The 20559-nt window shown below is 48.5% G+C and carries 17 protein-coding genes; 3 read left to right on the top strand and 14 right to left on the bottom strand.

The features are described 5' to 3' along the window. Positions 1-9 precede the first annotated feature (9 nt). From ACJJIV_RS07780 to ACJJIV_RS07770, 3 genes are all read left to right on the top strand, one after another. A complete protein-coding gene (locus tag ACJJIV_RS07780) occupies positions 10-1257 on the top strand; it encodes a Zn-dependent hydrolase (protein ID WP_444891340.1) in 1248 nt (415 codons plus the stop codon). A gap of 85 nt (positions 1258-1342) precedes the next feature. Next, complete coding sequence (locus ACJJIV_RS07775) at positions 1343-2263, top strand: dimethylarginine dimethylaminohydrolase family protein (protein WP_252084560.1); 921 nt, start codon at positions 1343-1345, stop codon at positions 2261-2263. A gap of 376 nt (positions 2264-2639) precedes the next feature. Then, positions 2640-3419: an enoyl-CoA hydratase gene (locus ACJJIV_RS07770; protein WP_252084561.1), complete on the top strand. Its 780-nt coding sequence runs from the start codon at positions 2640-2642 to the stop codon at positions 3417-3419. A gap of 36 nt (positions 3420-3455) precedes the next feature. On the opposite strand, the gene glpQ is transcribed toward ACJJIV_RS07770, so the two are convergent. From glpQ to ACJJIV_RS07700, 14 genes are all read right to left on the bottom strand, one after another. After that, on the bottom strand, positions 3456-4553 hold the full coding sequence (gene glpQ / locus ACJJIV_RS07765) for a glycerophosphodiester phosphodiesterase (protein WP_444891339.1): 1098 nt from the start codon (positions 4551-4553) through the stop codon (positions 3456-3458). Positions 4554-4744: 191 nt separating this feature from the next. Then, the gene (locus ACJJIV_RS07760) at positions 4745-6376 is read right to left on the bottom strand and encodes a long-chain-fatty-acid--CoA ligase (RefSeq protein ID WP_444891338.1); all 1632 of its coding nucleotides are present in this window, start codon (positions 6374-6376) and stop codon (positions 4745-4747) included. Positions 6377-6723: 347 nt separating this feature from the next. Next, positions 6724-8184, bottom strand: a complete 1461-nt coding sequence (locus ACJJIV_RS07755; protein WP_444891337.1) for a M48 family metalloprotease — start codon at positions 8182-8184, stop codon at positions 6724-6726. A gap of 28 nt (positions 8185-8212) precedes the next feature. Then, entirely contained in the window at positions 8213-8875 is a 663-nt protein-coding gene (locus ACJJIV_RS07750) for a hypothetical protein (protein ID WP_444891336.1), read from the bottom strand. An 11-nt stretch (positions 8876-8886) separates the two neighbouring features. Then, complete coding sequence (locus tag ACJJIV_RS07745; RefSeq protein ID WP_444883764.1) at positions 8887-9555, bottom strand: hypothetical protein; 669 nt, start codon at positions 9553-9555, stop codon at positions 8887-8889. A gap of 23 nt (positions 9556-9578) precedes the next feature. Next, positions 9579-10583, bottom strand: coding sequence for a VWA domain-containing protein (locus tag ACJJIV_RS07740; RefSeq protein WP_252084568.1), 1005 nt, complete (start codon positions 10581-10583; stop codon positions 9579-9581). Further along, positions 10580-11662: a VWA domain-containing protein gene (locus tag ACJJIV_RS07735; protein WP_444891335.1), complete on the bottom strand. Its 1083-nt coding sequence runs from the start codon at positions 11660-11662 to the stop codon at positions 10580-10582. Before ACJJIV_RS07735 ends, ACJJIV_RS07740 begins: the two co-directional genes overlap by 4 nt. Next, positions 11652-12956 carry a hypothetical protein gene (locus tag ACJJIV_RS07730; RefSeq protein ID WP_444891334.1) on the bottom strand — a complete coding sequence of 435 codons (1305 nt, stop codon included), beginning with the start codon at positions 12954-12956 and terminating at the stop codon, positions 11652-11654. Before ACJJIV_RS07730 ends, ACJJIV_RS07735 begins: the two co-directional genes overlap by 11 nt. A gap of 47 nt (positions 12957-13003) precedes the next feature. Then, on the bottom strand, positions 13004-13798 hold the full coding sequence (locus tag ACJJIV_RS07725) for a MotA/TolQ/ExbB proton channel family protein (RefSeq protein ID WP_252084571.1): 795 nt from the start codon (positions 13796-13798) through the stop codon (positions 13004-13006). Between the two features lie 25 nt (positions 13799-13823). Continuing rightward, on the bottom strand, positions 13824-14030 hold the full coding sequence (locus tag ACJJIV_RS07720) for a hypothetical protein (RefSeq protein ID WP_252084572.1): 207 nt from the start codon (positions 14028-14030) through the stop codon (positions 13824-13826). A 13-nt stretch (positions 14031-14043) separates the two neighbouring features. Next, positions 14044-16134, bottom strand: coding sequence for a PEGA domain-containing protein (locus tag ACJJIV_RS07715; protein WP_444891333.1), 2091 nt, complete (start codon positions 16132-16134; stop codon positions 14044-14046). A gap of 275 nt (positions 16135-16409) precedes the next feature. Then, positions 16410-17963, bottom strand: coding sequence for a tetratricopeptide repeat protein (locus ACJJIV_RS07710; RefSeq protein WP_444891332.1), 1554 nt, complete (start codon positions 17961-17963; stop codon positions 16410-16412). A 95-nt stretch (positions 17964-18058) separates the two neighbouring features. Beyond that, positions 18059-19282 carry a hypothetical protein gene (locus tag ACJJIV_RS07705; protein WP_444883770.1) on the bottom strand — a complete coding sequence of 408 codons (1224 nt, stop codon included), beginning with the start codon at positions 19280-19282 and terminating at the stop codon, positions 18059-18061. Positions 19283-19299: 17 nt separating this feature from the next. Next, the gene (locus ACJJIV_RS07700; protein WP_444891331.1) at positions 19300-20457 is read right to left on the bottom strand and encodes a hypothetical protein; all 1158 of its coding nucleotides are present in this window, start codon (positions 20455-20457) and stop codon (positions 19300-19302) included. Positions 20458-20559 lie beyond the last annotated feature (102 nt).

Here is a 20559-nt window from a genome sequence, read left to right as displayed (position 1 = left end):
GCTTTTTGAATGGAAAACCCCGCACAACAATTGCGTATTGATGGCACACGTCTCTGGCAAAGTCTTATGCAAATGGCTGAAATTGGTGCAACCCCTGCTGGGGGTTGTAACCGGCAGGCTCTGACTGATGAGGATCGTAAAGGGCGCGACCTGTTTGTACGCTGGTGCCGGGAAATCGGTTGTGAAATTCGCGTGGATCGCATGGGGAATATCTTTGCTCGCCGTTCCGGTACCGACAATGACCTCCCCGCAGTGATTACAGGATCGCATCTGGATACCCAGCCCACTGGCGGCAAGTTTGATGGAGTTTACGGTGTGCTGGCCGGCCTCGAAGTATTGCGCACCCTTGAGGAGGGTGGGATTCGAACCAAGGCACCCCTGGAAGTGGTGGTGTGGACTAACGAAGAAGGGGCTCGCTTTTCCCCAGCCATGGTCGGATCCGGTGTTTGGGCGGGGGAGTTTAGCCTCGATTATGGCCACAGCCGCATGGATAAATCTGGCATAACCATTGGCCAGGAGCTGGAGCGTATTGGGTATTTAGGTCCTGAACCGGTCCAGCCGGCACCTATCAAAGCGGCCTTTGAGGCGCATATTGAGCAGGGACCTATTCTGGAAAAACAGGATCAAGTGATTGGAGTCGTTACCGGGGTGCAGGGAATCCGCTGGTACGATGTGACCTTCTTTGGTACCCCCTGTCATGCAGGGCCCACCCCAATGGAGGATCGTCGCGACCCTGTCCAGGCCATGGCGTGGCTGTGCGAGAAACTATATGGGGAAGTGAAGGCTTACTCCGAGGATGCCCGGATTACCTGTGGCGACTTGCGTGCAGAACCGGGTAGCCGCAATACCGTACCGGAAAAAGTAGTGCTCGCATTGGATTTACGCCACCCAACACCGGAGGGGTTGGAGCATTTACACCGCACTCTCTACCGGGTAGCCGAGCAGGCGCAAGAGGCCAGCGGTGTTGTTATCGATGTGCGCGAAGAATGGTTCTCACCACCGGTGGCTTTTGATAAAGACTGTATTGAGGCGGTTGACAGTGCGGTGCAAAACCTGGGGTATAGCAATCGTAAGATGGTTTCTGGAGCTGGGCACGACTCGGTCTATATCTCGCGGGTTGCACCCGTGTCTATGATTTTCGTTCCCTGTGCCGGGGGGCTTTCACACAATGAAGCGGAGTCGGCTGAGCCAGGCCACCTGGAAGCGGGCTGTAATGTTTTGTTGCACGCCATGTTAAATAGCGCCGAAGCGGGCTGATTATCCTTACTAGCCAATATGCAATAAGAACGCCTGGTAAGCCTAAAAGGTTGGCTGGGTTCCTATCAATAGATTTAGGTTGATCATGAGTGAATTTACCTTGAAGTACCGTAAGGATAACGGTGGTACAGCTCCACTGACTAACTGGGGAATGGACTCCGAGTACGGCGTATTGCGCGATGTACTCATCGGGCCGGTGGATAACTTCAGCTGGCGCACGGGAAATGCCAGTGCACGCCGAGCTGAACGCTTAGGCATGCAGTTCGATCACAAAGTGGCTGAGATGCAGCATAAAGAAATGTTGGATGCCTATCGCCATGCGGGAGTGACTACCCATTTGATTCCGGCAGACAGCAGCTTGCCCTATCAGATCTACGGACGTGATTCTTCGGTAATGACGCCCTGGGGACCTATTGTTACGCAAATGTTTAGCCCTTGGCGCCGGGGGGAGTGGGCCCCTATCGTTAAGAAGTATGCGGAACTGGATATCCCCATTTATGATGTCATCACCGCCGGCTCTCTGGAAGGTGGTGACTTTATGGTGCTTGAGCCGGGAGTGATTCTGTGCGGTTATTCTGGTGAGCGCACCAGTCCTCAGGGCTTTGCGCAGATGAAGAGCTGGGTAGAGAAGGAGGGTTGGGAGGTAAAGGGCTACCAGTTTGACCCCTTCTTCCTGCATATCGATGTTATGGTGGCAATGCTGGCGGAAAAGCTTGCGGCCATCTGTGTTGATGCCGTCGAGCCGGAGCTGGTGCAGTGGTTTAAGAGTCGCAATATAGAGATTATCGATATTCCTTTCCCGCAAGTACTGGAACTGGGAGTTAATGTGGTGGCCCTGGGGAATGATCGAGTGATGCTACCCAAAGCCAATACTGGCCTCGCGGAGAAGTGTCGGGCTCATGGTCTTGAGGTAATTGATCCGGATATCTCCATGATTACTCCCGGAGGTGGTGGTGTTCACTGTATGTGCCAGCCTCTGCGTAGAGAGTCCGCGCTAAAGCCCTAACAAGTGCCCTGAAAGAATAGCTCGGTGATCTATGAGCCACCGGGTTATTCCCGTCAACGAATGTGGTTGGTTATGAACTCGCCTCTGGGCTTATAGTCGTTAATATGAATCGCCTGTCAAAGGCGGCTCGCGGCTATACACCCGGTTATCAAGCCTTTTGTGCTAACTAATAAGATAAAAGTGGTTTCCCTTGGGAAAGGCATAGAAATTTCGCGCTAATCAACGGAAATCTGTTTATTTGTGGTTGCACACTTAGGCCAAGATCCTATTAGTATTCCGGAAGCACTATCAGAAGCTCTGCGTTTACTCACAGCTCTGTTTTTTTGGCCGCTGCGGCTGTCTATCAGTCTTAAATGATTCGAACCCGGAGAACATTATGCAAAGCGCATGTGCGGAAATTCAGGCCCAGGTAAACGAGCGTATCCTGGAAATAACCATCAATCGCCCTGAGCGCAAAAATGCACTGACTATGGCTATGTATACTGCCATGGCAGAGTTGCTCAATAGTGCAGTCAATAATAGTGAAATCCGCGTAGTTATTCTCACTGGTGCCGAGGGCATTTTTACCAGTGGCAACGATTTGACAGATTTTCTCGGTGGCTCTGCAGAGGGTGAGGAGTCTCCGGTATTCCAGTTTATGAGCGCACTTTACAACTTTCCCAAGCCAGTGGTTGCAGCAGTGAATGGCCCTGCAGTGGGTATCGGTACCACTATGCTGTTGCACTGTGATCTGTCATTTGCCGGACACGATGCCCTGTTCCAAATGCCGTTTGTCAACCTGGGGTTATGCCCTGAGTATGGTTCCAGTTACTTATTGCCTCGTATTGCCGGCCACGCAAAAGCATCGGAATTATTGCTATTGGGCAAAAAGTTTAGTGCTCAGGAAGCTGTGGAGATCGGTATCTGTAATGCGGCGGTGGAGCCGGAGCAGGCGATTGTTCGGGCCCGAGAGGTGGCCGCTGAGCTAGCGGCGAAGGCACCGGCTGCCGTGCGGCTTTCCAAGCAGTTATTGCGTCGCGCAACCCAGGAAAAGGGTTTGGAGATTATTCAGGAGGAGGGTCGCCATTTCCAGGACCGCCTCACTTCTGAGGAGTTTAAAGAGGCGGCTACTGCCTTTATGGAGAAGCGCCCTGCAGATTTCTCAAAGTTCGATTAAAAAAGTGGCCGCTGATGCGGCCACTTTTTTGTTTGCTTAGTATTCGCGTTTTCTATGGTGAGGGCGGGAAAGGTAATTGACAGCTTGATCGGGCTGGTCAGTAAAAATTCCATCGATGCGCAGTTGGTAGGCGGCAAAGTGGAGGAATTGGTTAAAGCTATCGAATTCCTCTGGAAGTTTCTCCGGGTCGGCGCGAAAAGTATAGGGGTGAACCTGGAGATCCCTGCGATGGGCACGGCGGACGATATTGTTGGCCCTTGGCTTGCCATCCTCAACTTCTATTAACATGGGGTACCAAGGGCCGATGCCATTGGCATAGCTGGCGATTTTACGCATGCCGCCAGGCTCCAGCATCCAATCGTAATCATAATTTTGAATTATGCCATCAATCTCAATCAGTTTTTCCCCCCAGCTGGTTGCAGCAATAAGCTGAACGAGGGAAAGATCCATCCCCATGGCGGGCATTAGTTCAAACTTGATACGTTGTAACTCTTCTGCATCGAAGCACTGTAAAAAAACTTTTTGTTGTTTGTCGCTATAGCCGTATTCCTTAAGTTTTTGCAAAGCGATTGTGGCGATATCTTTTCCTTCCCAGTGGTGGAAGTATGGTTTTTTTATTTCTGGATAAATACCAATTTCATATCCAAGGGATTTATTTAAACCCTGGATGAGTTCTATTTCTTCTTCGAAAGTGGATAGTTGAAAACTGGATTTCCATAGGGGGAAGCGATGTGGATATTTTGCCTGAGGCCCATCCTCGCCTATTGAGAAAGCTTCGCTAACACGGAGCTTTTTTAATTCTTCCAGTGTGAAATCGATAGTGTAGTAATGCCCATCTTCACGAGCTCGTCCAGGAAATATCTCTGCAACATTGGTGGTGCTATCGAGATAGATATCGTGCATCACGATCAGGTGATTATCTTTGCTAAGAACCAGATCCTGCTCAATATAATCTGGTCGCATAGCATAGGCCATGGCCTTTGCTTCGAGAGTGTGCTCTGGTAAGTAAGCAGAGGCACCACGATGAGCGATAACCAAGGGGGATTCGGCTCCAGCGGTACTGTTTTCAGCACAGGTGATATTTGCACTGGCAGAGCCAATGAGTAATAAGGTAGACAGAATTCTTTTGAACATTTGCAAGAGATCCCAAATAAGTGTGGGAAGCTTTCTAGCAAAAGAATATGACAGAGATATATCAATGCTAAAGTGGTTAAATATAGTGTGAACCATAGGGCATTTAGATTTGCTCAACGGTTTCAAGTGGCAAACCGGGCTTATTGCCCGGTTGAACTGGTTGCTAAGATGCTTGCCTTTCTGATGGCAATTTATACTGATACTTCTTGAGGCCAGAGGTGTTGTGCAAATTGCTGCCGCAAGTCTTTCTTGCTAATTTTTCCCGTAGCGGTATGGGGGATTTCTGAGGTGATGATACAGTCATCAGGAATCCACCATTTTGCGAAGCGCCCGTGAAAAGCGGCGAGAATCTGCTTGGCTTCGAGCTTTCCGTCGGTTTCTGGCACCACGATCAATAGTGGCCGTTCGGCCCATTTTTCATGAGCGACACCTATAACTGCTGCCTCGGCAACACCATCAACGGTTATAGCGAAATTTTCAAGCTCAATGGAAGATATCCATTCTCCCCCAGATTTAATCACATCCTTGGTTCGGTCGGTGATGGTCAGATAGCCTAAAGAGTCTATAGTGGCCACATCGCCGGTATCAAACCATCCGTCCACCGTGAGCGCAGGCTCTTCGGCTTTATAGTAGCGTTCGCAAACCCAGGGGCCTCTTACCTGTAGTGTGCCAAAAGCAATACCATCGTGAGGAAGGGGGCTGCCGAGAGGGTCTACAATTCGCATTTCTACTCCAAACCCCGCACGGCCCTGCTTCAGGCGCAGGGCCTTGGCTTCATTCTTAGGTAAATATTCATCTATGCGGGCATTGTAGGTACCAAGTGGGCTCATCTCTGTCATACCCCAGGCATGATGGGTATAGACACCATGCTTTTCTTCAAACTCTTCCATGATACTCCAAGGGCAGGCAGAGCCGCCGACGACCACACGGTTCAAGCTAGAGACCTTTTCTCCACTTTCACGCAAATATTTGAGAAGTGCTAGCCAAACGGTGGGCACTCCAGCGGCGATGGTGACTGACTCTTGTTGTATAAGTCTACTAAGCGTTTCACCACAACCCATTTTAGGGCCTGGTAAAACTAACTTAGCGCCAACAGCAGGTGCCGCGTAGGGAATGGACCAAGCATTAACATGAAACATGGGCACTACGGGAAGGATGGCTTCATCGCGGCGTATGGCGAAGACATCGGGCATTAGTACCCCGTAGGTGTGCAGTGTCATTGCTCGGTGAGAGTAGAGGACTCCCTTAGGGTTCCCTGTGGTGCCAGAGGTATAACAGAGAGCGGCGGCATTTTGCTCATTCAGTTCCGGCCAGTGGAAATCGCCAAAATGATTATCGAGAAGCTCTTCATAGCAATAGTAATTATGTAGAGTGCTTTGGGGCATATGAGCCCTGTCGGTTAAAACGATGAAACCCTCTACGCTGTTGAGTCTATCAACCATTTTTTCAATAAGCGGAACAAACATTGGGTCGATAAACAGCCAGCGATCTTCGGCATGCTCGACAATATAATGAATTTGTTCAGGAAATAAGCGTGGATTGATGGTATGGCAAACAAATCCGCTACAGGAAGTCGCATAGTAGAGTTCAAAATGACGATGGTCATTCCAGGCCAGAGTGCCGATACGATCTCCATTGTTAGCTCCAAGTCTGGCTAGGGCCTGGGCAAGTTGGGCAGAGCGTTTAAAGGCCTCTTTGTAGGTGTAGCGAAACTGAGGATTATCCGTAGTAATGGAGACAATTTCACTATTGGGTGAATTACTCAAGGCGTGCTGCATGATACCGGTTAGGGTAAGTTGTGACTGCATCATCATGCCGTTCATTTAAAGCTCCTATTATTATGGTTTTTAGCACTTGATCTATATAGGGTCGTGCGGATCGATATTTATGCCTTGCTATGAATGAAGAATAAAAAGAATACATTGTACTGTGCATAAGTTGTGAATATGTTTCTATGCACTTAATTAAAGTATCCATACACCACTGATGTTACTGGCATAGAGTGTTCTTCAATTGTGAGTAAGGTAGACCAAAGGGTCTCTATGGAGAATGAAAAATTCTGCACGTATAGTGAATTCCGTAAGTTATTATTTAATTTTCCATACGGTATTTCTCAGGTATACAGAATATTGCTACAAATGCCAAGAATAATTGAAAGGTGGTAGCTTTTTTACTGGATTATTTTGATCCATTCACCGGGCTCTGGTTCGCCCCGAGGATAATAACCATTGAGAAGTCGCAGCTGTTCCTCAGCATATTCACCAATTTCCATGTGTCGTGCCAGGGAGGAAAAGGTAGTTTTTTCTGTAGCTTTTACGTAGCGCAGTCGTCTTATATCCTTCTCTACAATATCGGTTTCCCGCAAGGGTCTGAAACTGCGAATACTGGTTAAAAACAGTGTGTCATAATGTTCGAGATCATCCTTTTTCTGCGATGATGCATTGGCCACTTTACCTTCCAGCATAAATTGACGGCTGCCATAGTAGATAATTGCAACTCGATCTAGATCAATATTATTCTTTTCAAGTGGTGGGACTTTACCTGTGTGTCCCTCTAGTCGGTATTGATTTAGTTCTTCATCTTGTTCCAGCTTGCGTAAATCGTACTGCTCACGCAAGGCCATATCTGCGGGTTGATTCCCCTCACGCTTAGCGACCTTAATCGTAATTGTTGCTGATTGGTCAGGAGCGGTGCCTACGATGGAGGAGCGTTGATTGGCTACTGTCCAACCATCAGGAAACAGCAGTGAGAAGCCTAAACGTTTATGATTAAAACGATTTTTATTGGATTGCCTGGCATTATCACCGTAAACAAGACCATCAGTTTTTTCACGGTAATAGGCTACTTTAACATCCTTGCTCTCTTCAGGTAGGGTACCTGCGGCCTTGACTACTTCCTGTAGACGAATATCGTTGCGTGGGTGAGTAGAAAAAACGCCATGATATGTCTGCGGTTTTTTACCCTCCACACGCGCCCGTCTGCGGGCGAAGATTTCCTGATCTTTTAGTATGCCAATTACATTGAGCATTGCGGTGGGATCATAACCGGCTTTGAACATATACTGCGCACCAAAGCGGTCTGCCTCCAACTCCATTTCCCTCCCATAGCCTTTCACCGCAGCAGTACTCCAGAGATTTGCTGCATCACCAACAACCCGGCTGCCTGTTACCAATACAGATAATACTGATGCGGCACTGGCACCAGTGGCAGCGGTCTTTTGACGAACGGCATGGCGTGCAGTGATATGGCCTATCTCATGGGCGAGTACAGCTGCCATTTCTGCTTCGGAGTGAAGGTAAGTCAGCAGGCCGCGATTGATATAAACATAGCCTCCAGGTAGGGCAAAAGCGTTGATATCCTGGCTGTCGATAATCGTGAAATGATACTTGATGTCGGGTCTATCGCTGGCTGCCGCTACTTTTTGCCCTACGTGGTCAACATAGGCTGTGAGTACTGGATCCTGGTAGATAGGGGTGCTTTCGATCAGCTTTTCATGCATTTCTTTGCCGATAGAAATCTCTTTATCCTCGGACATCAAGACCAGATCGGGCCGGTTGGTGGCCGGGTTGAAAGCACATGCAGTACATACAAGGACCAATAAAAAGACGTACCACCGAAAGAAATTTTGCATTAACCCTGCCTCCCTGCTTATTTATTGTTTAAGAACTGGTGCCTGCTGCGGGTACCAAAAATTGCTGTAGTTGCACGGCCATCCCTTTACAAGCATTGTTTTGTACCCGTGCGATCAGGGGGATTGGTATTACGATGGCGGGCATATAAGATGTGCCTTTGGCATCTGCGCTCAGCTTTCCGGACAGCTCTCGATCGCGAAAATCCCATACTGATGCTTCATAATCAGATTCCTTATCCCAGGTACCGAAACCGAAACAACCAGCTCCGCCAGTACTGATCGTGCAGCTGATAGAGCCGGCACTGGCAGTGGTTTCTGTGGAGCCGTCTATCCAGACGATGTATTTCACCCCATAAGACTCCATTCGTTCACGGACCTCTTTGTTTTCCATAAGGCGATCGAGTGAACGCACATGCATGGGGGCGGTTCTTGGCTCGAACCAGGGATACATAAGATCAATAAACTCTTTTTCGGGAATAATATTAACCCCCATCTCAGGATTGTGTAATTCTCTGCCGACACAGTCGATAAGATTGGGTTCCGTTTCGTAATCACTGGAATGGCGGCGCCCTAATATCACCACGGAATCCCCAGCCGCAAGTTCACCATCGCTACGTCTGTACTCATCAATAACTACAGTGGTGCATCCGCTAAGGATGAGCAGGGATATAACAATTAATGGCTTGAACATGATGAAACCCTCTATTCAGCCTGTGGGGACTTTACTTTAAATTCCTGTAATGACGCAGATCTAATTCTGCCAGAGAGAAATGCCTGTAGCTCGGGAACCTTTTCGAAACCTGTATATAAGGTTGCACCTGCATCGCGAAGAGCAATATTGATTGCTTGGGTTAAGGCCTGCTCTTGGGACTGTAAAAAGGCGGTTGGTGTTTTACCGTAAGCAGTGATCACCCAGTTGGCAACTTGGTTTCCCTGGGAGTCATAGGCGTTCATATCATATTTGATCCACACCTCAAAAATATTGACTCTTGTTTCTCTGGGCATGGTGAACTGAAGTTCACGGACTTCCGGAACTATAACAAGCTCAACATTAGCGGGGACATCCTTAGGGTATTCAGAAAGTGAGATAGTATTGACAAACATAGAGCGGAGAACTGTTTCAAATAGATTTCCCTGTGCTCTGCCAGTATTTATTTTCCATTCCTCTCGGTCCTCACTATCCTCCTGATAGGTATAATTTTTGAAATCCTCGCTCAGATAGATACCCACTGAGAGTGGAAATTGATGACCTACAGGAGCGGGATAGTTTCCTTCAACCTGAACCGTATGGGAGCAGGCCGTAACAATTAGAGAGAGAAAAACCACAATCGCCAGATGAAATGTGGGTGTCTCCTTTATCCTGTGCTTCATGCATGACTCCTGATAACAATCAGCTAGCGAAAATCATTAAGTCCAACAAAAGTGCCACCATTACGATAGGTTAGTTCTCTCATCAGCGCGGCAAAACGTAATCCGGTAGTTTGCAAATGCGGAGGCCTGGAAAACTGTATTGGGAACCCTACTGCGTGGATGCGAATATTGCGTTTACCCTCTCCATGTTGGGCATTGACTCGATCCACAGCCAACATGACATTGCGAATTGATTTCCCTGTAAATTCATCACCTAATACATAGATGCTAATTTTTTTACTGGGATCGTAGAAACTACGCACGGCTTTTTGTATGCCCTCTACAGGACTAGAGTTACTGAAAGGGTTCCATGTTTTTAATCGTTGGAGGATCGCCTGGCGACGTCCAGGGGTATCGGGGATCCACTTGTTGCGGTAATTGAAAAACATGTAATCCCCCATGTCATTCATTACCTGAATACCTTTGACGTTGGGATACAGGTCTAAAGTATTGACCATTTCCGCCATCATGCGGTCCCAACCATAGTTAAACATACTGCCGGAGGTGTCGATAATGAAAAGAATGTATTCACTGTCGACTGGTATACCACCTATGACATTATTTTTACGCTGGTAATTTTCGCCGAGTAGGCGACGCATTTCTTCGGTCATCGTCTGAAGAGCGATAGTCAACTCACCCTTCAACTTGCCTTCCTGGCTTTGTCCTTCCGTTTTACTGGCGTAGACGGCCTGCAGAGCTTGAAGTTCTCCACGTAGATTGGCAATGCGCTTGCGCTCAATGTCAATCTGCTCGCGCTTGGCATTGAGGTCCCTGTTGAGGACGGTGGTTTCACCACGAATTTCTGCGATTTGTTCTTGAAGCTCTATAACCTGAGCCTCCAGATCTATCTCCGCTTCTTCCAATACAATGGGCTCGGCTGTTTTGGCAATCATTAACAGCAATACAATAGCGCCAAATCCACAGCAAATGACATCGAGAAAGGAGATGCTGAATTCTTCTTGGCGTTTTTTCTTTGAAGAACCAATCATGGCCAATCCCTTGATGGGGCGAGAAAAGATCCTTGAGTTTGCATGGCCAGTTTCCAGTATTCACTGGCCGCGAAAGGGTCACCTTCCATTGGAGTGAGAATGATATTGATCGGAACATTCTTGGGAAGCACTTTAACCGCACGTTTGAATAAATTACGGCGTTCCCTACCTGAGACAGTGGCACTTCTGGGTGGCTTCATACCTTGTGTAGGCAGGCCATCGGTGATCAAAATAATGTTATCGGGTAAAGGTGTCATGGCGTGAATGGCATTGAATACCCTTTCTAAACTAGTGCCATTTTCTGGCACGATTTCATCCAATTGTTTGATTGCTTTATCCAACTGGTCACGATCATCTACATTGAGCCAGCGATCTTCCGTCCCGGTGATTACGGCGCGAAAAGATGTATTGAAAGTATAGATCTGGTACTGACTGTCTGGTGGTAACTGGGCGGTGAGCCAGGAAACGGTATTGATGGCCCGACGCCATTTTTCTGTCTGACGTTTAACCCTTGATGACATATTGCGGGCGCGAATAACTTTGATAAGTTCATCACCGAGCATTGAAGCAGAGGCATCAAGTAAAATCAGGATGCGATTACCACCAAGTCGAAGCCCTGTAAGGTACTGACGGTCACCATCTCCACTATATTTGCGCACATTGTTACCGAGCTTCTTATTTTCTTCCTCTAAGTCCTTTTTGGCCTGTTCTAATTTTTTGAGTTTGTCTTGTAATCTTTTTATGTCTTCCTTTTCATCAATACTGTCCACTTCGGCAATATTGCCTTTTACCTCCTCTATTTGTTCGAGTATACGACGTGCAAGTCCTTGTGCCTCTGCGAGTTCATCGCTGACGATATCCAAGGTGTTGCGTGCCAATACAAGGTGCTCCTCCCCAATTTCAACTTCTTCTTGTAGCAGGTTGACTTCAGCGCTCAAGTCCTCAGTTTCTACTTCGATTTCGTGATCGGAGCCATGCTTGATAATTAGAAAAATCAGTGCAACCGCACCAAATCCACAGGACATGATGTCTAGAAAAGATAAGCTGAAGGTAGAAAAGCGACGCTGTTTACGTCTCATAGCGTTCCACACTGATTGCAGTTATGACGTCATGGCGATCCGCAATTCCGATCTTATCTCCGGCGTTTAGATTAACCGGTGCTGCAATTTCCTCACCGTTAAGCATCAGACGAATTCCCGCATCTACTCTTAATGCAAGACGCCCCGCATGGTTGGTAACCGTCGCTGCTGGGTGCTCAGGAGGGGTGGGAGTAACCTGAAATTTATCTTCGTGCCAGAAAACAAATAGTGGCTGTTGTGCGGCAAGGGCGCGATGGCCATATAAAAGATGTGTGGCTACGGCTTCTGAAGGTGCTTCTAAATGCAGGCTGATTTCACTTTCTGGGGCGGCTCTGACACTGCTCACTAATCGCAAAGCAGAGTCAGGACTGCGCAACTCTTTCCAGCGATTCTTAATAGATTGGGCAGTGCTGTCCCTGGATAGAAGGTGCATACGCTGGGCTATCTGCAGACCACCGGGAATTTCTGCCCAGCGATGGGATATAAAGCTCACACTGCCACTATCTGCAAGGTTTTCAATCATTGCCCGAACACGGGAAAGAATAGGAGCTGTAGCGTCCTGAAGTTGGCGCAAAGATATTTTTGCCGTACGATCATCTAACTCTGCAAGAACTTCCCCCTGACTCATTGCGCGGCTGACCCACTGGGGCATCAAATCATAGAGTTGCTGTTCGGATTCTGCAGAGTGCAGTGGATCAAAACGGCACTGCATAACGAAAGCATCCGTGAAAACTCTTGCCCAGGCCTCCTGAAAATGACATAGGCCTGCATCTGCAACACTCTCCGATGATTTTACGGTGGCTTGGTTATCCACCGAAATACGGGAAACGAGAGTTTGATGTAGTTGCAGTTCTACATGCATTTGCAATCCAGCGGGGGCCAAGTCACCAATAGCAGCACTGGCAGAGTCAACCAGGCCAACCACATTCATATTGCTTTCTTTAATAATCCCGAGTAACAGCGCTAATTGCTCGCGAGTAAAATTACCTGGTACTGCTAGCATCAGTTCTTCGGGAAGATCACAGTGTTCGGATATTTCTTGTAAGTGGCAGTAGGCAAGATCGGCATGGTGGCGGCAGCGCTGGTTGGTTGATTTTAAAGATTCTAAACTCAGCCTTCGCCAAAACTGGTTGTTGACTTGGGTGGGGTGACTGCGGGCACGCATTTGCGCTGCGGTGCCTATGTGAATACATCCCGGTTCAATTACCGCAATACCGGGGCTTTCCAGAACTTCCGTGGTATCGATAAAAACTCTTAAACCACAGTCATTGATTTCAAGGACACCTTGTCCCATGGAGTATTCCTCGCGGCGAATATCCGAGATGATAATTTTGAATTCGGCTAGCTGATTTTGAGAAATCTCAGCAGGCGGTTATCGCAATAGTTCTGTGTATCCAAGACCAGTCTTTCTTGCATAAGCTGTAACTGGTGGGTAAAAAACATAATGACAATGCTGATCACCAGGGCAATGAAGGTTGAGTTGAAGGCGACCCCAAGGCTTACGGTAACCCCGGCAATATCACCCTCTACTGCTTTATGGGCTTGAGAAAGTGCCTCGCCGATGCCGCGCACGGTTCCGATAAACCCGATCGAGGGAATTGCCCAAGTGATATAGCGCACCATTGCTAACTCCGAGTCGAGCCGATCGCCCTCTGTTTCGCACACTTCTTTCACCGAATTGGAAACTGCAGCCACATTTTTGGTAGAACCGAATCTTTGTAGCGCGGTGAGTAGTGCTCTTGGCACGAGATAACTTCGTTCCTCTTCGGGTAGTGCTTGTATGGGGCGGGACAGGTCGCGGGTGTCTTCGGGTAATATAGGTGTGCCTTCGCTGATATTAAGAAGGGCTTTATCGAGCAGTTTACGCTCGCGTATGCTGCGGTGTGCCTTTAGGCCCATGATTGCCATGGCCCACAACATCAGTACAAAGCAAGCTTCCTGCTCGTAGTCTTTCATCACAATATAAATGGAACGTTGCTGAACGTAGGTTTCTCCTGCTGCCTCCCGTGCAAGCTGTTCTTCTATCAAGGCATCTGCGTTAGGGCGAATGATGGCAACATAAATGGCGTGAACCAGGATAATAGATCCCAGCAGAGCAAATATCTGGAACACAAAGTCTGAGGATTTGAATTTCATGGTGGTGCCCTTGGCGGCTTCTCTTTTAAATATCCACAGGATAAGAAACAGATAAATCTTCAGAAATTTCTTCTGAAGACTTGTAATCATCTGAACGATTGCCCTTGCGTTTGTTTTTTTCTGTTTTCTCCTTGTTCGCCTGAGCAACGGTCATCTCATTGGTATCTTCTTTCTCCTGGGCAAATAAGTAAGAGGGTAAAAGAATGATGAGTATTAAAATGATCTTGAACATCTTTACTCCTTCTTTAATTAATCCAGCGCGCGACCCTAAATCCAATATCATTGCGGGGAGCTTCGCCATAATCACGGTAAGATAAACGCAGTTCGGTTAACCCTGAATGACGCCAGCTGGAGCCACGAATTACATGGTAGTCGCCATCCTGTGGGCCAATCGGATTTTCTTCCAGGCGCGATGAGAGTCCGGTACCAATGGTATAGAGGTCGTGAATCCACTCAGAAACATTGCCACCCAAGTCGTATATACCAAGAGGATTTGGACTGTAACTGCCGACGGGAGCCGTGGCTGCATAGCGGTCGCTATAGGTGCGTAATACTGCCGGGACCAGCTTGGCAGCGTGGCTGTCAGCATAGTTACCAGAGTTGGCGCCGATAGGTAGTTCATTGCCCCAGGGGTATTTACGCATGGTGCCCTTATCATAGCGTGCCAACCAGGCCCATTCGGCTTCTGTGGGAAGACGATAGCCATCTGCCGCTGAATCAAACCCAACTATTTTGCCGCGCTCGGTTAGGTATACAGGGTTAAGACCTTCACGTTCACTGAGCCAGTTGCAAAATAAAGCCGCATCGGCCCAACTGACATTGACGACAGGTAGGTTGTCATTATCCAGGCTAACTCCATTCACATGCCTTGAGGTATGCATACGTTTAAAGCGTCTGAATTCTCCATTAGTGACTTCGGTGGCTCCGATATAAAAAGGACGATTGAGAGCGACTTGGCGCATCACCTCATTGGCACGGCGCCCTTGTTCACGTCGTGAGGATCCCATAGTGAATACAGCATTGGGGCGCATCAACTTCATGGTTCCATTCGCGCCATGTTGATAGGATGCCGGAACCTGCTGCCAGCGAGCCTGCTCTTTGGTCAATAATACTGCGCGTACCGTCTGCTCCAGCTTGTCGCTTGGGATTACTCTGGTATCAAATGCTTGGTAGCCATTCTTCCTCACTTCAATTTTGTGACTTTTCGTTGGGAGGTTGAATGACTGTCCGCTTTTACCCGCATATTGTCCATCAATATAAACCTCTGCATCAGTGGGTACACTCGTTACAAATACCCTACCGTACACGGCGTTCAAGTTAACGCTGAGATCCCGTTCCATTCCGGCGGAAAGGTCTATGGTGTGTACTACAGAGGCGTAACCTTCTTTAAAAAAGCGTAATCGATGAGCTTCTCCTGATGACAATTCAAGTTCAAGAGGAGTGTGTCCGCGGAACTCCCCATCAACAGTTACACTGGCGCCTTCGGGAATTGAAACAACTCGTAATAGTCCATCGGCTGGGCCCAGATTTACCGTGGGAAGGGCTTGGTCCACACCGGCGGTAACTGCTATTGGGACATCGACAGTTTTATGTTCTGGTAGGGAGATGGAGACAACCCTATCCCCTTGCACCAGCTCTGTATTGAGAGGTGTTGTGCCAAGAGTTTTTCCATTGGAGGTGACAGTGGCACCTGGGGGATTACTACTAATACGTATATTGGCCCAGGCTGGACGAAGTTTTGCTTGCAAGCGATGAGTGTTGTCGAGCCCCTCGACTTTGATTACTTGGGTATAGGGGAGATAACGATCGGAGAGAATTGTTACCCGAAGGGAACCTGGACGTATATTTTCCACCAGTCCGTTTGTATTGGGCACTTCACCGCCATTGATTATTATTTTGACTGGAACCGGGGGGTCTGTTTCAACTTGCAGATGGCCTGGCAGCTTATCCAGGGTCACTGCATGGCGGCTGTGCCCATCGCTGCCGACTTCAACCTCACCACTCTTGGATAAATAACCATCTGCACTGATGGTGTAACTGTAGTTGCCGGGAAGCACCAGATGTCCATCTCCCAGTGGCAGGGCAAAGCCATTAATATTGACTTTTGCATTGTTAGGCACGGTTTCAAATATGAGGGAGCGGGCGATGATTAAGTAGGTCAGCGCCAAGAGACTTAATAACAGACAGGCTGCTACTACCAGTGCACGCTTGGACAGGAACAGGCGAGCACGGTTAGAGCTGACTTGAACCGGTGTGAAGCCTATAGGTTCGATGAGAGGTGAGTCATCGATTACAGGTTCATTATCACGAACTGAGACCGCCTCTTTCACTGCCATTTACACTTCCCTATTGCTGTGTCGTTATGGAGTTATCGCAATAATCTGGCACCGATGAAATACACGCTAAAGCGCAGCCGATACCAAGGCTGGGTTGGATGTTTTTTTGTGTGAAATAAAGCTTAGCTCGCTGCCACCGGAGGGTTGGCGATCAGCGAGCCGTTTGTCACAGAACACCTCTTTTCCTGTGAATGAACCTTCTGATTCATCTCAGGATTTGCCCCTTGCGAATATCTTCTTTATTGGATTTTCATCTCGCTCAGGGGTTCTTGTCTTCAGCTATTATTAGCGCCGTTTACTTTCTCTGCGCACTGAATGACCACTTCGGTGACAGGTTTTCCGGGTTTTACAATGAACTCACGCCGTACATCCCGATACCCATCGCGGGTACCAATGGCTGTGTAGCGACCGGGTTTTAAGGCGATTTCTCGTTGGTCAAAATTACCCAGACGTCCAACATGGTAAATCGTGACACTGGTACTACGATCGGATTTGAAACGAACGGGTAGAGGTATCAGAGCTTGGGTAAGCGCATTTTCTAGGTCTTCTATTTGCTGAACTAAGCGTGGTGTTTGACCGTTTACTTTACGTGCATCGGCTAAGACAGTGCGGGCAAAGTGGTTGCGCTTACCTTCACTAAGGGTAAGGGGGTCTTTGAGTAATTCTTGTAACTGATCATCTAATTTGGCCCTGGCAGAAGAGCGTGCCTTCCCCGTAACTGCAGCAACCAGGCTACTATCCTTTTTCAACAAGGCCGTATAACTTTTGAGAGCATCACGCCAATCTTCTTTTTTTTCCTGTGAGCGTGCCAAGCTCAGTAGTTTATTAATTTTCTCCCGCTCCATACCATTTTTTGCCTGTTGTAGGCCGATGGTCGGTGCTTTAGCAGTAGGCTTTAATGCTTGCGCTTGATTGAAGAATTGTTTAGCGGATGTGTAATTTTTATCGGCAATCGCTGCGTAGCCAGAAGACATAGCCTTTTGGTAGTCTCTCTCAGTGATTTCTATTTCAACCTTTGCCAGTAATGCTTGAGCTTCAACAGTCTCAGGGTCAACCGAGAGTGATTGCTCAAGAGATGACTTAGCCTGGTCTAGGTCGGAATCGGAGTAGGCGTCTTTTGCCTGAATATATCTCCACCAGGCAGAGGGTAATTTATCGGTCCGCTCAAGTCCCTTGAGACCTCTTGGGTGATCTTTAGAGATAGTAAGTACTAGATTAAATGCATCTAGTGCAGAATCCTTATCCCCTATATCCAAAGCACGATTACCCTCGCTAAGGTGTATCTCAATTCGCTCGGGAATACTGTCACGCAATGTTTCTAGTGCTTGTAAGGATTCCCGGTACTTTTCCAGGGCTTGCATGAATTGTCTTTTTCGATAAAGACTGTCAGCCTTTAGAGCTAGGTCTTCAGCGGAGTAGTAATCTTCGAATGCCCATAACTCAACTTGACGTTCTTGTAGCTCCTCTTTAAGGGCGAGAATATCTTGCAGAATTTTTTGCACATCCCTGCGTTGCTGCATGATTTCAGCATCGGAGTAGGGGGATGACTGTGCCGGATCCTCCTCTGGTGTATTTATTGTTTTGGCAACAGCCATTTTATCGGTTTGTAATTTTGGAGTTTGCACAACTTGGGGAAGTCCCCAGAAAACCCCTACCAAGCCACTGAGCATTACTGCCCCCAGCAAAAAAGGCCAGTATGAATTTTCCCTTTCCGGCTTGTCAGTTTTAGGGCTGGTTTTCTTGGGGATGCGAGCTTCCTCACCGCCAAAGCTAAACTCTGCGGGCTCGATCGGAGTTGAATCTTCCTTGGTGTTATTGCGGTGCTGCATAGTGATTCCGCCGTTTTATTAAGTTACCCAGTGAAGATCTTGGGTGCTTGCTAAGGGTTAAAATCTGACCGGTTTACCTCGATAAGGTCTGCACTTCATATACTGGTTTCGGAAGACGCTGTTTCGGCTTCATAAATTTCTTTCAAGATTTCCCGCCATTGACGATATTGGTTCTCTACTGTGCCGCTCAGGGTGACGGTGCGATCTTCCAGTTCGACAATTTGTGGTTCGACTTCAGCCTCCATCGAGTCTCCTAATTCCTGCAGAGCTTCCAGATGCATCTTGGCATCTGCGCGACGATCAAAGCCGCTCTTAATTAAATAACCGCCAGCACCAATACCTACCTGTCCCGCAGCCTGGGCACTGCCTCCTCCTGCACCGGCTGCGGCGATACCGCCGATAATGGCCGCGGCTCCCATGATGGTGTGGTTGCGGGCTTTACGCTTGAGTTCGCGCATTTGCCGAACTTCCTCATAGCTCCGTGCTCGCCACTCTTGGTAGGGTACTTCCATGGTTTTGGCAAAAGTGCCGTAGTATTCCTGGAGTGTGTCCACAAATAGATAATCGCGCTCACGGATTTTTCGTACTCGCTGCAACATAGGATCATTTTCTGCAGGTAGAGCGCTCAGGTAATAAATACCTTCTTGGCTTTGCTGCAGATAGCGCGTAAAGGCTTCAGGGGAAAAGCTCCTGGCGAAGCGCATCTCAGAGATAGTGCGGATTTCAGCAATCTGTTGATTGGATAGCCCTTGTCGATAATTCAACATGTCATTGGAAACCCGGTTATAGATTCCCTGAAAGGCATCTCCTTCAGTAGGGTGCTTACGATCATAGGCGTAGTGAGAAGCGTATTCCGAATATTCCTTGGTAAACCAGCGTTGACCACGGGAATCGGTAACGGTCACTTCCATGGTGAGAATTTCACCATCGGATTGGATTATCTTTCCAGAAACTGTTACATCAATATTGGTGCGGGCAGATGGGATAACTCTCACTGCCCCCCAACCCAGGCTGGACTGCAATGAGTCAGCCAGGGTAACTGCCATAAAGCGGGACTCAGCCTGGCGTAATTCGGGAAAGACCAGGGTGTCTTCGTCAACTTCAACAGTGTCTATACCGGGATCGAACTGGATAACGCCGACGTCCAGCAGGCGCTCTTCCGCAATATTTTTGTCCTCAATGGTGAGGGGAGTAAATGCAGTAGTTCGTACTTCGGTTGTGGTACATCCGCTAAGTAGTGCTAGCAGTAACCCAGCAGTTATCAATGCGAGCCGAGCTGTAAATAAACAGCGATAGTTTTTTCGAGTTAAAAGTGCCATCTATGCGTCCTCTGTAACTACTTCGTCGCATTTTTATATTTTCGATACTCTTCCCAGAGCTTTTCCCGTAATTCAGGATCGGTCTCCCGTGTGGCGGCTTCACGAATTTGTCTTGCCACTACATCGTCATCGGTACCACTGGGAATATCTGCAGGCACCACTGGCTGTGAGCCGCTGTGGTTGTACTCCCCTTGGCGCCCCTTAGTGGGTAAACCGGGGCCTGTTACCTGGCCGCTGGAATTGTTTTGCTGTGGGCCCCCGCCGCTGGGTGCTCCGCTTCCGGGTGGAGGGGGGATTTCGGCTTCCGCAGATTCAATGAGATCTTCCAGTGATTCTCCAGGTGGCGCTTCATCCATTGCCTCTTCCTCGCCCTCTTTTGAAGCGGAACCAGGCCTGTTACGGACATAGTCCCGTTCACGCAGGATCATGCCGTCGTAGCTCACCATAGTGGATTCGAAGCGGCCCTCAAGCTCTGCGACTCTCTCCGCGGCTGTGCTGGGAACTTCATTGGGCGCACTGCCAGCGCGAGTAGAGCCATTACTGGGTTGACCGTTGGTGGACGCATTGCTATTTGAGGCCGAACTACTCGACGAGGAGCTGTTCGAGGAAGAGCTACTTGATGAGGAGCTACTTGAAGCCGAAGCTGTTTGCTCCTCCTCGGAGAAGTCGATCTCATCCGGCGGGGTGCCGTCCTGGCTAGAAGAGGGATCTGGAGGCGTACGTCTTTCATCCGGAGATTGCTGTGAATCACTGTAGACAGGGGATGATGGAGAGCGATTGCGGGAATCTGCCTCCGGCATGCTATCACCTGCTGAGGGCTCACGGGAGGAACGTTGATTTTCACTGGAAGCTGTTCCGGACTTTTGTTTGGACTCTCGCTGTGCCGTTGGCATATTCGCGCTGGGTTGGCTCGAAGAACGACTACTGGGTTGCCCACCACTGCTACTGGACTGTGACTGGCTAGAGCTCTGTGAACTACTGCTAGAACTGCTGCTTGATGAGGCGCTGCTCTGAGACTGAGATTGCGAGCTGGAAGAGGGCATCGCCGGTGGTTGCGATTGGGTTTGCTGGCTTTTACATCCAGTAATCACTGTAGTCAGTACAACGACAGAGAACAGAGTGTGCCAGCTAATGCCCTGGCGGTGACTTTTTCGTACCGCTTTCCGAGTTGTCATCTCTTTTCTCCTAGAAGGGCTTGGCGTTATGCCGGGAGGCCGCGATCAATTCTGCGACTCCCCAGCTGCCCGGAAAATGGCTGGTGTGGAAATTTAAAAGTA

It is taken from the genome of Microbulbifer mixtoriginis (SeqCode) (assembly GCF_052466765.1).
This window is presented reverse-complemented; position numbering and strand designations above follow the sequence as displayed.